Raw genomic sequence first — 15,175 nt, forward strand, 5'->3', positions numbered from 1 at the left:
GGCGCTGAAATTGAGCCTTTGGTCGTATTCTGCTAGTCTGTCGTCCCATCCTGGCGCGGCTTCCTGCCGTGCCTACCGATCACGTTTCGACAGGTTCTCCATGACACGATATATCTTCGTGACCGGCGGCGTTGTGTCCTCACTCGGCAAGGGCATCGCGTCGGCCTCGCTGGCGGCGATTCTCGAGGCGCGCGGCCTCAAGGTCACCATGCTCAAGCTCGATCCCTACATCAACGTGGATCCGGGCACGATGAGCCCCTTCCAGCACGGCGAAGTGTTCGTCACCGAGGATGGCGCCGAGACCGACCTCGACCTGGGCCACTACGAGCGCTTCATCCGCACCAAGATGACCCAGGCCAACAACTTCACGACTGGTCGTGTCTACGAGCATGTGTTGCGCAAGGAGCGCCGCGGCGACTACCTGGGTGGCACTGTGCAGGTGATCCCGCACATCACCGACGAGATCAAGCGCCGCGTCTATGCCGGCGGCGAGGGGTTCGACGTGGCACTGGTGGAGATCGGCGGCACCGTGGGTGACATCGAGTCGCTGCCCTTCCTGGAGTCGATCCGCCAGATCCGCAGTGAACTGGGGGCGAGTCGGGCAATCTTCATGCACCTGACGCTGGTGCCCTATATCAAGACCGCCGGCGAGACCAAGACCAAGCCGACCCAGCACAGCGTCAAGGAGCTTCGCTCTATCGGCATCCAGCCCGATATCCTGATATGTCGCAGCGAGGTGGAGCTCGAGGAGGGCGAGCGGCGCAAGATCGCGCTGTTCACCAACGTGGAAGAGCGGGCCGTCATCCCGCTGCAGGACGCCGACACCATCTATCGCATCCCGCTGATGCTTCACGAGCAGGGCCTCGACGAGATCGTCTGCCACAAGCTGCGCCTCGAGGCCGACGAGGCCGACCTCGGTGAATGGGTGCACGTGCTCGATGCCAAGCTCAATCCGCTCAAGTCGATCAATATTGCCATGGTCGGCAAGTACATGGAGCTGCTCGACGCCTACAAGTCGCTCAACGAGGCGCTGATTCATGCCGGCATCCAGACAAGGGTGAAGGTCAACGTCGACTACATCGACTCCGAGGACATCGAGCGCCACGGCGCCGAGCGCCTGGCCGGCAAGGATGCCATCCTGGTGCCCGGCGGCTTCGGCGAGCGCGGCGTGGAAGGCAAGGTCGCCACGGCCCGCTTTGCCCGCGAGAATGGCATCCCCTACCTCGGCATCTGCCTCGGCATGCAGGTGGCGGTGATCGAGTTCGCCCGGAACAGGGCTGGCTGGGCAGACGCCAACTCCACCGAGTTCACCCATGATACTCAGCACCCGGTGGTCGGCCTGATCACGGAGTGGCTCAGCCCCGAGGGCAAGGTCGAGCTGCGCGATGCAGCCTCCGACCTCGGCGGCACCATGCGCCTGGGCGGCCAGATCTGCCAACTCAAGCCCGGCAGCCGGGCGCGTGAGGCCTATGGCAGCGACGAGATCGTCGAGCGCCACCGTCACCGCTTCGAGGTGAACAATCAGTTCATCGACGACCTCGAGCAGGCCGGCCTGGTGGTCTCCGGCAAGAGCGTCGACAGCTCCCTGGTGGAGATGGTCGAACTGCCGGATCACCCTTGGTACGTGGCTTGCCAGTTCCACCCGGAGTTCACCTCCACGCCGCGTGACGGCCATCCGCTGTTTACCGGCTTCGTCAATGCGGCGCTGGAACACAAGGCGGCGCGCATCCGCGCCCAGTCTTCCCATCAGGAGTAAGGCCATGTCCGTCATGACCGAGTCCGCCCTCGAACGCCATATCGAATTTGCCGGCCTGAAGGCCGGCAATTCGTTGCCGCTGATGCTGCTGGGCGGCATGAACGTGCTGGAGTCCCGCGAGCTGGCCCTTGAGGTCGCCGAGACCTATGCGGCGGTGTCAGGGCGGCTGGGCATGCCCTACGTCTTCAAGGCGAGCTTCGACAAGGCCAACCGCAGCTCCATCCACTCCTTTCGCGGCCCGGGCCTGGAGAAGGGACTGGAGATTCTTGCCGAGGTGAAGGCGCGCTTCGGGGTACCGATCATCACCGATGTCCACGAGCCCTGGCAGGCCGAGCCCGCGGCCAAGGTCGCCGACATCATCCAGCTGCCCGCCTTCCTGGCACGCCAGACCGATCTGGTGGTGGCCATGGCCGAGACCGGGGCGGTCATCAACATCAAGAAGCCGCAGTTCCTGGCGCCCCACGAGGTGTGCCACATCATTCGCAAGTGCGAAGAGGCGGGCAACGACAGGCTGTTGCTTTGCGAGCGGGGGTCCAGCTTCGGCTATAACAATCTGGTCGTCGACATGCTCGGCTTCGGTGACATGAAGCAGACTGGATATCCTGTCTTCTTCGATGTCACGCATGCCCTGCAGCGCCCGGGCGGCCGGGCCGATCGCGCCGGCGGGCGGCGGCAGCAGGTGGTCGAGCTGGCCCGTGCCGGGGTGGCGGTCGGCCTGGCTGGCCTCTTCCTGGAGGCCCATCCCGATCCCGACAATGCCAAGTGCGACGGCCCCTGTGCCTTGCCGCTGGATCGCCTCGAGCCTTTCCTGGCCCAGATGAAGGCCGTCGATGAGCTGGTGAAGGGCTTTGCCCCGCTCGAGATTTCCTGATTTCCCCACGCTGACACGACAAGGACCCACAAGATGACCAAGATCGTCGAACTCCATGCCCTCGAAGTGCTCGATTCACGCGGCAACCCCACCGTGCAGGCCGAGGTGCGCTTGGAAAGCGGTGCCGTGGGCGTGGCCTGCGCCCCCAGCGGGGCCTCCACTGGCTCCCGCGAGGCCCTGGAACTGCGCGACGGCGACAAGAGCCGCTACTTGGGCAAGGGCGTGCTGAAGGCCGTGGAGGCCGTCAACACGACCATCCGAGAGCGTCTGGTGGGCATGGATGCCCGTGACCAGCGCGGGTTGGATGACGCCATGCTGGTGCTGGATGGCACGGACAACAAGGCGTCGCTTGGCGCCAATGCCATCCTGGCGGTGTCACTGGCGGCAGCCAAGGCCGCGGCCAATGCCAAGGGCATGCCGCTCTACGCCCATATCGCCGAGCTCTACGGTCAGCCCGGAAAGTACCTGATGCCGGTGCCGATGATGAACATCCTCAATGGCGGCGAGCATGCCGACAACAACGTCGACATCCAGGAGTTCATGATCCAGCCGGTGGGAGCGCCGACCTTCCGCGAGGGCCTGCGCATGGGCGCCGAGATCTTCCATGCCCTGAAGAAGGTGCTCAACGCCCGCGGCCTGGCCACCTCGGTGGGCGACGAGGGCGGTTTCGCGCCTAACCTCGACTCGAATGCCGAGGCCCTGGCGGTGATCCAGCAGGCCGTGGCAGATGCCGGCTATACACTGGGTGACGATGTGACGCTGGCGCTGGATTGCGCCTCCTCCGAGTTCTACCGGGACGGCCGGTACGACCTCTCCGGCGAAGGCAAAACTTTCGATGCTGCGGGCTTCGTCGAGTACCTGGCCGAGCTGTGCGAGCAGTTCCCGATCGTCTCCATTGAAGACGGCATGGACGAGTCCGATTGGGACGGCTGGAAGGCGCTGACCGACCGGCTGGGTGATAAGGTCCAACTGGTGGGTGATGACCTCTTCGTCACCAATACCCGGATACTGAAGCGCGGCATCGACGAGAAGATCGGCAACTCCATCCTGATCAAGTTCAACCAGATCGGCTCGCTCTCCGAGACCCTGGACGCGATCCGGATGGCCCAGGAGGCCGGTTTCACCGCGGTGATCTCCCATCGCAGCGGCGAGACCGAGGACACCACCATCGCCGACCTCGCCGTGGGCACCAGCGCCGGCCAGATCAAGACCGGCTCGCTGAGCCGCTCGGATCGTGTCGCCAAGTACAACCGCTTGCTGGTCATTGAGCAGGAGCTGGACGGCCAGGTGGATTACCCGGGGCGCGCCGCGATCAAGGGGCAGTAAGCGAACAGTGTTGCCTTTTGCGTGATCTCATGTAAGAGATCGCCTACAGAGTGGCGAAGAGATTCGCTATCCTTGCGTCGGATAGGCCCGACCCTTTACGGGGTGGGGTCTTTTTATTTTTTTGATTTAAAAGGACTTTTTATTGCGCTTCGGTACGTGAGCGGGCCTACGTGACCGTTTCCGGCGTGTCATGGGCGGGGTTGTGCTGCAATGCGGCTATGCCACACTGCAGTTGGGATGTGGGAGAGCGGGATGCTCTTCCGGCAGGATGCAACGGGATGCGTGAAGTGATGCGCTCGGTGCGGCAGGAAGCCTCTTCCGGGCAGGGAAGGCATCACGGGAGTCGGGCGGAGGGAGCCGCTCAAGGATCGGCTGGGAGCGGGCGGCCTGTGGGCCGCCTTTTTTGCCGAGTGTTCTCCTTACTTCGCTCAGGGCAGAGACGACGACGCCGGATGTCATGCGACATCCGGCGTCGTCGTGTCCGGCCGTGTCAGCGGTTCAACGCTCGAGCAGTTCCAGCTTGCCCGGCTTGCCGTCCCACTCCTCGGCATCCTCCGGGGGGGCCTTCTGCTCACTGATATTGGGCCACACCTCCGCCAGTTCGGCGTTGATCTCGATGAACGCCTCCTGGCCATCCGGCAGCTCATCCTCCGAGAAGATCGCCTCGGCGGGGCACTCCGGCTCGCACAAGGCGCAGTCGATGCACTCGTCGGGGTGGATCACCAGAAAGTTGGGGCCCTCGTAGAAGCAGTCCACCGGGCAGACCTCGACACAGTCGGTGTACTTGCACTTGATGCAGTTCTCGGTGACGACGAATGTCATGCCAGTCTCCCATTCTCTGGCCGTGGCTGGGCGCGGCCGGTAGTCGATGATGCTGAATTAGTCATAAGAAGAAAAATTCTTATAATTTACAGGATTTAATCGAGCCATTCTAGTCGCGGCGAGGGTGGCCCCGCAAGCCAGACTCGGCGCCATTGTCGGCCATTCACAGGGCCTCCTTCCAGCGGTAGAGCAGCTCCAGGGCCTGGCGGGGCGACAGCGCGTCGGGATCCAGGCGCCCCAGCTGCTCGACAAGCGGGTGGGGCGTGCTGGCGAAGAGGTCGGCCTGGCGTGGCGCCGCCGGCCGCTCTCCTTCGCTCGTCCTGGCGGTCGGCAGTCGGCTGCCCTGGTCGATCTCCTGCTGCTCCAGGGTGGCGAGCTTCTCCCGGGCGCGGGCGATAACGCCCTGGGGGACGCCCGCGAGCTGGGCCACCTGCAGGCCGTAGCTCTGGCTGGCCGGGCCGTCCTCCACCCGGTGCATGAAGACGATCCCGTCGCGGTGCTCCGCGGCCGTCAGGTGCACGTTGGCGACTCCTTCGGCTTGCTCGGCCAATGCCGTCATCTCGAAGTAGTGGGTGGCGAACAGCGTGAAGGCGCGGGTGCCGGTCAGGTGCTCGGCGCTGGCCCAGGCCAGCGAGAGGCCATCGAAGGTGCTGGTGCCGCGGCCGATCTCGTCCATCAGCACCAGGCTATGGTCGGTGGCGTTGTGCAGGATGCTGGCGGTCTCGGTCATCTCCACCATGAAGGTGGAGCGTCCACCGGCCAGGTCGTCCGAGGAGCCGATGCGGGTGAAGATGCGGTCCACCGGCCCGATGGCGGCCGCATCCGCCGGGACGAAGCTGCCGGTGTGGGCGAGCAGGGTGATCAGCGCGGCCTGGCGCATGTAGGTGGACTTGCCGCCCATGTTGGGGCCGGTGATCACCAGCATGCGGCGCCTGTCGTCCAGCACCAGGTCGTTGGGCACGAAGGGGGCCTCGCTGACCCGTTCGACCACCGGATGGCGGCCACCGCGGATGTCGATGCCCGGCGACTCGGGCAGTGCCGGGCGCACGAAGTCCAGGGCCCGGGCGCGCTCGGCGAAGGCGCACAGCACGTCGAGGGCCGCCAGTGCCCGCCCGGTGCCCTGCAGCGCGGCGAGCTCGGCGTTCAAGGTGTCGAGCAGGCCGTCGTAGAGCAGCTTCTCCCGGGCCAGGGCGCGGGACTTCGCCGAGAGCGCCTTGTCCTCGAACTCCTTGAGCTCGGGGATGATGAAGCGCTCGGCGTTCTTCAGGGTCTGGCGGCGCACGTAGTCCACTGGGGCGTCCCGGGCCTGGGCGCGGGGGATCTCGATGTAGTAGCCATGGACCCGGTTGTAGCCCACCTTGAGGCCGGGCAGGCCGGTGCGCTCGCGTTCCCGGGTCTCCAGGCGGATCAGGTAGTCGCCGGCATGCTCGGCGAGGCCTCGGTGCTCGTCGAGCTCGGCGTCGAAGCCCTCGGCGATCACGCCGCCGTCGCGGATCACCACCGGTGGGTTCTCCACCAGTGCGCGGGTCAGGGTGTCGGCCAGCGCCGGGAAGGGATGGATATGGTGGCGGAGCTCGTCCAGCGTGCTGCCCTCGCCATAGGACGCGAGGGCGGCCTGGAGATCGGGCAGGGCGACCAGGGCGTCGCGCAGGCGGGCCAGGTCGCGGGGTCGCGCGCTGTAGAGCGCCACCCGGGCCAGGATACGCTCCACGTCGCCGATCGCCTTGAGTGACTCGCGCAGTGCCACGAAACCCTCGTTGTCGAGGAGCAACGCCACCGCCGCCTGGCGGCCACCGACCTGGGCGCGGTCGCGCAGCGGGCGGTTGAGCCAGCGCTTGAGCAGCCGCGAGCCCATGGCCGTGGCGGTGGTGTCGAGCACGCTGGCCAGGGTGTTGTCGGCGCCGCCGCCGAGGTTGACGTCGATCTCCAGGTTGCGACGGCTGGCCGCATCGATCACCACGGCATCGTCGCGGCTCTCCACGCCGATGGCAGTGACATGGGGCAGGGCCGTGCGCTGGGTATCCCGGGCATAGTCGATCAGCACGCCGGCGGCGGTGATGGCGGCCTCCAGGTGGGCGCAGCCGAAGCCGCGCAGGTCCTGGACCTGGAACTGGTCGCACAGGGTGCGGGTCGCGCTCTCGAGGTCGAACAGCCAGTCGCTCTGGCGGCGCAGGCCGCGACGCCCCTCCAGGGCGGTCGGCAGGACCAGGCTTTCGGCCAGGAGCAGCTCGGCGGGGTCGAGGCGCTGCAGTTCGGCGAGCATCTCGCCCTCGCCCTCGACCTCCAGCACGTTGAAGCGGCCGCTGGAGAGCTCCAGCCAGGCCAGCCCCCAGCGCTCGCCGAGCGGGGCCACGGCGACCAGCAGGTTGTCGCGGCGGGCGTCCAGCAGCGCCTCGTCGTAGAGGGTGCCGGGGGTGACGATGCGCACCACGCGGCGCTCCACTGGCCCCTTGCTGGTGGCCGGGTCGCCGATCTGCTCGCAGATCGCCACCGACTCGCCGGCGGCCACCAGGCGGGCCAGATACCCCTCGGCGCTGTGGTAGGGCACCCCGGCCATGGGAATCGGCTGGCCCGCGGACTGGCCGCGCTGGGTCAGGGTGATGTCGAGCAGGGCGGCGGCACGCCGGGCATCGTCGAAGAACAGCTCGTAGAAGTCACCCATGCGATAGAAGAGCAGCACGTCGGGGTGCTCGCGCTTGATCTTCAGGTACTGGCTCATCATGGGGGTATGCTGGGCGCTGGCCTGTGACATCGGGTTCCTGCTCTGGCGGTTGACGGATGGCTGGCGTCGAATGCGCCATGCATGTCGCTGGCAAAGCCGTTATTGTACGGAAAAGTCATCGCTCACGCGCGGCCGACGTCGCCTCGGCCGCTGCGAATGCCCAGGAGTCCATGCCATGTCCCCCCGCGCCTCCCGCCTGGCCGACCTCGACCTCGACCTCGTGGCCCTCGCCGAGCGACTGGGCGAACTGTGCCGCGAGAAGGGCATCACGGTCACCGCGGCCGAGTCCTGCACCGGGGGTGGGGCGGCCAGCGCCATCACCGCCGTGGCCGGCAGTTCGGACTGGTTCGAGACCGGCTACGTGACCTATGCCAACGGCGCCAAGACCCGGCTGCTGGGCGTGCCGGAGGCACTGCTGGCCCAGCATGGGGCGGTGAGCCGCGCCGTCGTCGAGGCGATGGTGGCCGGCGCCTGTCGCGACAGCGGGGCCGGGCTTGGCGTGGCGATCAGCGGGGTGGCCGGCCCCGGCGGCGGCAGTGTCGACAAGCCGGTCGGGACCGTCTGGCTGGCCTGGGGCGATGCCGAACGGGCCGAGGCGGAGTGCCACCATTTCGCCGGCGACCGGGCGGCGGTGCGCGAGCAGGCCGTGCGCGAGGCGCTGATCGGCCTGGTGCGGCGGCTGGAGCAGTCTTGAGCGCCAGTAGACACCAAGGGGCGCCGGGGACAAGCCGAAGAGGAGGTCCTACGCCAGGGGTGAGGAGCACTGCTCCGAACGGGCTGGCCATGGATGGCCAGCACCGGACCTGCAAGCGTAGCAGGACGCGAGAGCGAAGCAGGGCGTCGGTAGCGCCCAGGGAAGGGTTTACAGCGCCTCCTCGACGGTCCGGCGTTCCGGGGCTTGTCGCCGGGGTCAGTCCCGAGCCGTGCAGGCTATCTGTAATCGTCCTGCGACAATAGCCCTTCCAGCAGCGAATCGGCACTGGCCGCGCAGGCGATTTTTCGCCATACTACTGTGCAGTCATACAGTATTTCAGAGACCCCAGATTCAGGAGGCCCGTGATGGCTCAGGATGACAACCGTTCCAAGGCGCTGGATGCCGCCCTTTCCCAGATCGACCGTCAGTTCGGCAAGGGCACCGTGATGCGCCTGGGCGATGCCCCGCGCGTGGTGATGCCCTCGGTCTCCACCGGTTCGCTGGGCCTGGACATCGCCCTGGGGATCGGCGGCCTGCCGCTGGGTCGGGTGGTCGAGATCTTCGGCCCGGAGTCTTCGGGCAAGACCACCCTGACCCTTTCGGTGATCGCCCAGGCCCAGAAGCAGGGCAAGACCTGCGCCTTCATCGATGCCGAGCATGCCCTTGACCCGAGCTATGCCGAGAAGCTCGGTGTCAATCTCGACGACCTGCTGGTCTCCCAGCCGGATACCGGCGAGCAGGCCCTCGAGATATGCGACATGCTGGTGCGCTCCGGCGGTGTCGACGTGATCATCATCGACTCGGTGGCGGCGCTGACCCCGCGGGCCGAGATCGAAGGCGAAATGGGTGACTCTCACGTCGGCCTGCAGGCGCGCCTGATGTCCCAGGCCCTGCGCAAGATCGCCGGCAACATCAAGAATGCCAACTGCATGGTGGTCTTCATCAATCAGATCCGCATGAAGATCGGCGTGATGTTCGGCAGCCCCGAGACCACCACCGGAGGCAATGCGCTCAAATTCTACTCCAGCGTGCGCCTGGACATCCGCCGTACCGGCTCGGTCAAGCAGGGTGACGAGGTCACCGGCAACGAGACCCGGGTCAAGGTGGTCAAGAACAAGGTGGCGCCGCCGTTTCGCCAGGCGGAATTCCAGATCCTCTACGGCAAGGGAATCTATCATGCTGGTGAGGTGGTCGATCTGGGGGTGCAGTGCAAGCTGGTCGACAAGGCGGGTGCCTGGTACAGCTACCAGGGCAACAAGATCGGCCAGGGCAAGGCCAATGCAGCCCAGTTCCTCGAGGACAACCCGGCGGTGATGGAAGAGATCGAGAGCCAGATCCGTGCCCAGCTGCTCGCCTCGGTGGAACCCAAGAAGGAGGAGGCCGCCGACGAGGCGGTGACTGCCGAGGACAGTCCCGGCGACGATCAGCCATAAGTCATGCTGGGACAGTCTTCCGGTAGCGGTGAGTCGTCGCCGCGGGACGATGCCATCCGCCTGCTGGCTCGTCGGGAGTACTCGCGACACGAGCTGGCCGAGCGCCTGGCGGCGAAGGGGCACGAGGTCGAGGCCATCACGGACTGCCTCGATGCCCTGGCCGAGCAGGGACTGCAGTCCGATGCCCGCTTTGCCGAGAGCTTCCTGCGCTCGCGGATCCTGCGCGGCCAGGGGCCGCTGAAGATCCGGGTCGAGCTCGAGCGACGCGGTCTCGGCCGGGAGGCGATCCGTCACGCCTTCGCCGCGAGCGAGCAGGCGGGTGAGGGCGACTGGTTCGCCCTGGCCGGCGAGTCGCTCGCGAGGCGCTTCACGGGGCCCGGCGATACGCCCCGTGAGCGCGCCCGCCGCGAGCGCTTCCTGACCAGCCGCGGCTTCGACTTCGACCAGGTGCGTCACGCCCTGGCGCATGCCTGGGACGATGACCCTACCAACGGGTAGCATGGACAGTTGTCCCGCTCGGGGCTGTTCCGTCGCCAGGCTCCGGCGTGCCGGACCACCGAGGAGGCGCTGTGCCCCCCGCCCCTCGCTATGAACGACTGCACTAGCCAGCGCCCCTTTAGTCCCTTGACAACTGCGCTATAATGGCTCCCTTTGCGAATGCCCCGGGTGGCACTCCTGTGGCGCAGTGGCGAGCCGAATTTGGCGTCGACGCGCCGCCTGCCGACCTACTGCTTGCCCACCGGGTCACCATGCTTATCGCCACGGATACCCCATGAAAAGCGCAGACATCAGACAGGCCTTCCTGAGTTACTTCGAGGCGCACGGCCACACCGTTGTGCCCTCAAGCTCCCTGGTGCCGGGCAATGACCCGACCCTGCTGTTCACCAATGCCGGCATGGTGCCGTTCAAGGACGTTTTCCTGGGGCGCGACCCGCGCCCCTACGTGCGGGCTACCTCGTCCCAGCGCTGCGTCCGCGCCGGCGGCAAGCACAATGACCTGGACAATGTCGGCTATACCGCTCGCCACCACACCTTCTTCGAGATGCTGGGCAATTTCAGTTTCGGCGACTACTTCAAGCGTGATGCTATCCGCTTCGCCTGGGAATTTCTCACCGAGACCCTGGGCCTGCCGAGGGAGAAGCTGTGGGTCACCGTGCACGTCAGTGACGATGAGGCCGAGCGTATCTGGAAGGAGGAGATGGGCATCGACCCCGAACGCTTCTCCAAGCTCGACGAGGACAACTTCTGGCAGATGGGCGACACCGGTCCGTGCGGGCCGAGTTCCGAGATCTTCTTTGATCACGGCCCCGAGGTGTGGGGTGGTCCTCCCGGGAGTCCGGAAGAGGATGGCGACCGCTACATCGAGATCTGGAACCTGGTGTTCATGCAGTTCGATCGTGACGCGGCCGGGACCCTCCACCCACTGCCCAAGCCCTCGATCGATACCGGCATGGGCCTGGAGCGCATCGCCGCGGTGATGCAGAGCGTGCACTCCAACTACGAGATCGACCTGTTCCAGAACCTGCTGGCCTCGGCGGCGCGTCACACCGGCCACGCCGACACCCGTAATCCCTCGCTGCGGGTGATTGCCGACCACATCCGCTCCTGCGCCTTCCTGATCGCCGACGGCGTGATGCCCTCCAACGAGGGGCGTGGCTATGTGCTGCGTCGCATCATTCGTCGCGCCATTCGCCACGGGCACAAGCTGGGCACCAAGGGCGACTTCTTCCACAAGCTGGTAGGAGCGCTGGACGTGGAGATGGGTGACGCCTATCCGGAACTGCGTGAGGCGCGTCACCAGATCGAGCGGGTCCTTCTCAAGGAGGAGCAGCAGTTCGCTCGCACCCTGGAGCACGGCATGGGCCTGCTCGAGGAGGCCCTGGGCAACCTCGATGGCGAGGTGTTGCCCGGGGAGACGGTGTTCAAGCTCTATGATACCTACGGCTTTCCCTTTGACCTGACCGCCGACGTCTGCCGCGAGCGCGGCGTCACCCCCGATGAGGTCGGCTTCGAGCGCCAGCTGGAAGCCCAGCGCGAGCGTGCCCGCGCTGCCAGCCAGTTCGGCGCCGACTATGGGGCCGTCCTGGAGCTGGAAGGCGAAACCGCCTTCACCGGCCATGACCTGCTGGAGGACCACGCCACCGTCACCGCCCTGGCCGATCGGGAGGGTAATGCCCTGGAGCGTCTCACGCCCGAGCACAAGGCTGTGGTGGTGCTCGATCGGACCCCCTTCTACGGCGAGTCGGGCGGTCAGGTAGGCGATACCGGCTATCTGCACCTCGAGGACGGTAGTCGCTTTCTGGTAGAGGATACCCAGAAGCAGGGGGGGCACCATCTCCATCACGGCGTGCTGCTGGGAGGTGAGCTGTCCATGGGCGATAGGGTGCGACCCGAGGTCAACGGCGACCTGCGTGCGGCCACGGTGCGCAACCACTCCGCGACCCACCTGATGCACAAGGCGCTGCGCCTGGTGCTCGGCGATCATGTGGCACAGAAGGGCTCGCTGGTGACGCCCGAGCGGCTGCGCTTCGACTTCAGCCACTTCGAGCCGATGACCCCGGAGCAGCTCTCCGAGGTGGAGCGCCTGGTCAACGAGCAGATCCTGGCGAACGCCCCGACTCGGATCCAGCACATGAGCCTCGACGAGGCCAAGGCCAAGGGCGCCGCGGCGCTGTTCGAGGCCAAGTACGCCGACAGCGTACGCGTGCTGACCATCGGTGCCGACGACTTCTCCATCGAGCTTTGCGGCGGCACTCATGTGGCCCGCAGCGGCGATATCGGCTGCTTCCATATCGTCAGCGAGGTGGGCATCGCCAGCGGCGTGCGCCGTATCGAGGCGATCACTGGTGAAAGGGCGCTAGCCTGGTTCCGCGAGCAGGAAGCGTGCCTCAATCGCATCGGCGAGCAGCTCAAGGCCAAGCCGGAGCAGGTTGAAGAGCGGGTCGAGTCGCTCCTCGAGCGCAACCGCACCCTGGAAAAGGAGCTCGAGCGGCTCAAGGGCAAGCTGGCCAGTGCCGCCGGCAATGACATGGTCAGCGAGGCCCGAGAGATACGAGGCGTCAAGGTGCTGGCCAGGCGCCTCGAGGGCGTGGCCGGCAAGGAGTTGCGCGGCATGCTCGACCAGCTCAAGAACAAGCTCGGCTCCGGCATCGTGGTGCTGGGCGTGGCCGACACCGAAGCGGGCAAGGTCAGCCTGATTGCCGGCGTCACCGATGACCTGACCGGCCGGGTCAAGGCCGGTGATCTGGTCAACCACGTGGCGGCCCAGGTCGGCGGCAAGGGCGGTGGCCGGCCCGACATGGCCCAGGCCGGCGGCAGCGATGTCTCGGCGCTGCCGGACGCGCTGGAAAGCGTCCCGGCCTGGGTCGAGCAGCAGCTGTAGCAGGTCACCGCAGGGCCGGTTGCCGAAGGCGCCGGCCCTGCTTGCGTAGATTTACCTTTCACTCATCCGAGCGCTATCCGCACTCGACGCACGAGGGAAATCGGCATATGGCACTATACGTACAGAAATTCGGCGGCACCTCGGTGGGCTCCGTGGAGCGCATCAAGGCCGTGGCCGAGAAGGTCAAGGGCTGCCGCGACAACGGTCACCAAGTCGTCGTCGTGGTCTCCGCCATGAGCGGGGAGACGAATCGCCTGATCGGCATGGCCAACGAGATCAATGACGAGCCGACCCCGCGCGAGATGGACATGCTGGTCTCCACCGGGGAGCAGGTCACCATCTCACTGCTGGCCATGGCGCTGCACAAGCTGGGCGTTCCGGCGACCTCCTACACCGGCTCCCAGGTGGGCATCCAGACCGACAGCGCCCATACCAAGGCGCGCATCCAGCGCATCGAGACCGATGAGCTGCAGTCCGACCTCGACGATGGCCAGGTGGTGGTGGTCGCCGGCTTCCAGGGGGTGGATGAAGAGGGCAACATCACCACCCTCGGCCGCGGCGGTTCCGACACGACCGGGGTGGCCCTTGCCGCAGCGCTGGGCGCCGACGAGTGCCAGATCTACACCGACGTCGACGGTGTCTATACCACCGACCCGCGGGTGTGCAGCAAGGCCCAGCGCCTCGAGACCATCACCGTCGAGGAGATGCTGGAATTGGCGAGCCTGGGCTCCAAGGTCCTGCAGATTCGCGCCGTCGAATTCGCCGGCAAGTACAATGTTCCGCTGCGCGTGCTGTCCAGCTTCGAGGACGGCCCCGGCACCCTGATCGTTGCAGACTCCGACCAAGATGAGGACTCCATGGAAGAACCGCTGATCTCCGGTATCGCCTTCACCGCCAACGAGGCCAAGCTGACCCTGCTCAACACCCCCGATGTTCCTGGCGTGGCCTCGCGCATCCTTGGTCCGATCGCCGATGCCAACATCGAGGTCGATATGATCGTCCAGAACGTTGCGCCGGCCGGTGACTACACCGACTTCACCTTCACGGTGGCCAAGGGCGACTACAAGCAGACCATGAAGATCCTTCAGGAACAGGTGATCCCCGACCTGGGCGGAGGCGAGTTGCGCGGAGATGACAACATCGCCAAGGTGTCGCTGGTGGGGGTGGGCATGCGTTCTCATGCCGGCGTGGCCTCGAAGTTCTTCCGCGTGCTGGCCGACGAGAACATCAACATCCGTATGGTCTCCACCTCCGAGATCAAGATCTCTGTGGTGATCGACGAAAAGCACATGGAGCTGGCGGTCAAGGCGCTGCACAAGGCCTTTGGGCTCGACAAGAGAGATATCGAGGCCGAATAAGGTGCACTCGGGTCGACGACACCTTCTACGCTTGTAGGGAAGGCCGCGACACGCGTGCCACAGGTCTTTCTTTCAACGTGGTACGAGAGTGTCATGGGTCGGCGCCATTGGTCAGGGACGATGACTTGTCGCACAATGTCATTTCGTCGTCCCTGTCGGCGAGCATCCCGTAGCCCGAAGTCTGAGAAGGAGATCAGTCATGCTCATCTTGACCCGCCGTGTCGGCGAAACCCTGATGATCGGTGATGACATCACCGTGACCGTCCTTGGCGTCAAGGGCAATCAGGTCCGTATCGGCGTCAATGCCCCCAAGGATGTCGCCGTGCATCGCGAGGAGATCTACCAGCGTATACAGCGCGAGAAGTCTGATTCCGGTCTCGAAAGCGAAGACTAGCGCGCGGAGGGTGACCCTTGCGCCGGCCGCGGCGAAAAATCGCCCGCGATCGCTGGACAATGGCCTTTTAAAACGGTAGGATACGCACCGTGCCGATGAGGGAGAGGTGGCCGAGTGGCTGAAGGCGCTCCCCTGCTAAGGGAGTAAGGGGTTAATAGCCTCTTCGAGGGTTCGAATCCCTCCCTCTCCGCCATTATCGACACATGAAGATCAAGCGCCCGTAGCTCAGCTGGATAGAGTACCTGACTACGAATCAGGTGGTCGGAGGTTCGAATCCTCCCGGGCGCGCCACCTTCATACCGGATGTGACCGGCGGTATCTTTTCCGGTTTATCCCTGCAACGACTCTGCTTGTTGCCTTACGCGCCCGTAGCTCAGCTGGATAGAGTACCTGACTACGAATCAGGTGGTCGGAGGT

11 protein-coding genes and 2 tRNA genes are annotated in these 15,175 nt (G+C 65.7%); 11 read left to right on the forward strand and 2 right to left on the reverse strand.

The window, feature by feature from the left end; all coding sequences use genetic code 11:
- Nucleotides 1-100: 100 nt before the first annotated feature.
- The 3 genes from RI841_RS06025 to eno are packed head-to-tail and all read left to right on the forward strand — an operon-like array spanning nt 101 to nt 3,953.
- Nucleotides 101-1,756, forward strand: coding sequence for a CTP synthase (locus tag RI841_RS06025; protein ID WP_310704679.1), 1,656 nt, complete (start codon nt 101-103; stop codon nt 1,754-1,756).
- Nucleotides 1,757-1,769: 13 nt separating this feature from the next.
- Nucleotides 1,770-2,627: a 3-deoxy-8-phosphooctulonate synthase gene (gene kdsA, locus RI841_RS06030; RefSeq protein ID WP_310704689.1), complete on the forward strand. Its 858-nt coding sequence runs from the start codon at nt 1,770-1,772 to the stop codon at nt 2,625-2,627.
- Nucleotides 2,628-2,660: 33 nt separating this feature from the next.
- A complete protein-coding gene (gene eno, locus RI841_RS06035) occupies nt 2,661-3,953 on the forward strand; it encodes a phosphopyruvate hydratase (protein WP_310704680.1) in 1,293 nt (430 codons plus the stop codon).
- Nucleotides 3,954-4,451: 498 nt separating this feature from the next.
- Here the strand turns inward: eno and fdxA are convergent, their stop codons facing one another.
- Together fdxA and mutS are read right to left on the reverse strand one after the other, a co-directional pair.
- Nucleotides 4,452-4,775, reverse strand: a complete 324-nt coding sequence (fdxA, locus tag RI841_RS06040) for a ferredoxin FdxA (protein ID WP_310704681.1) — start codon at nt 4,773-4,775, stop codon at nt 4,452-4,454.
- 163 nt (nt 4,776-4,938) lie between these two features.
- Complete coding sequence (mutS, locus tag RI841_RS06045) at nt 4,939-7,527, reverse strand: DNA mismatch repair protein MutS (protein ID WP_310704682.1); 2,589 nt, start codon at nt 7,525-7,527, stop codon at nt 4,939-4,941.
- Between the two features lie 145 nt (nt 7,528-7,672).
- Here mutS and RI841_RS06050 point away from each other — a divergent pair, with 145 nt between their 5' ends.
- The 8 genes from RI841_RS06050 to RI841_RS06085 all read left to right on the forward strand — a co-directional run bounded on the left by RI841_RS06050 (nt 7,673) and on the right by RI841_RS06085 (nt 15,049).
- Nucleotides 7,673-8,191: a CinA family protein gene (locus RI841_RS06050; protein WP_310704683.1), complete on the forward strand. Its 519-nt coding sequence runs from the start codon at nt 7,673-7,675 to the stop codon at nt 8,189-8,191.
- 365 nt (nt 8,192-8,556) lie between these two features.
- Nucleotides 8,557-9,624 (forward strand): recombinase RecA, encoded by a 1,068-nt coding sequence (recA, locus tag RI841_RS06055; protein ID WP_310704684.1) that lies wholly within the window; start codon nt 8,557-8,559, stop codon nt 9,622-9,624.
- Nucleotides 9,625-9,627: 3 nt separating this feature from the next.
- On the forward strand, nt 9,628-10,122 hold the full coding sequence (locus RI841_RS06060; RefSeq protein ID WP_310704685.1) for a regulatory protein RecX: 495 nt from the start codon (nt 9,628-9,630) through the stop codon (nt 10,120-10,122).
- 274 nt (nt 10,123-10,396) lie between these two features.
- Nucleotides 10,397-13,006, forward strand: a complete 2,610-nt coding sequence (gene alaS, locus RI841_RS06065; protein ID WP_310704686.1) for an alanine--tRNA ligase — start codon at nt 10,397-10,399, stop codon at nt 13,004-13,006.
- 107 nt (nt 13,007-13,113) lie between these two features.
- Nucleotides 13,114-14,364, forward strand: coding sequence for an aspartate kinase (locus tag RI841_RS06070; protein ID WP_310704687.1), 1,251 nt, complete (start codon nt 13,114-13,116; stop codon nt 14,362-14,364).
- Between the two features lie 199 nt (nt 14,365-14,563).
- Nucleotides 14,564-14,758, forward strand: a complete 195-nt coding sequence (csrA, locus tag RI841_RS06075) for a carbon storage regulator CsrA (protein WP_310704688.1) — start codon at nt 14,564-14,566, stop codon at nt 14,756-14,758.
- A 100-nt stretch (nt 14,759-14,858) separates the two neighbouring features.
- A tRNA-Ser gene (locus tag RI841_RS06080) sits at nt 14,859-14,951 on the forward strand.
- Nucleotides 14,952-14,972: 21 nt separating this feature from the next.
- Nucleotides 14,973-15,049, forward strand: a tRNA-Arg gene (locus tag RI841_RS06085).
- Nucleotides 15,050-15,175: the final 126 nt, after the last annotated feature.

This window comes from Halomonas sp. (assembly GCF_031581305.1).
Lineage (GTDB): Bacteria > Pseudomonadota > Gammaproteobacteria > Pseudomonadales > Halomonadaceae > Halomonas.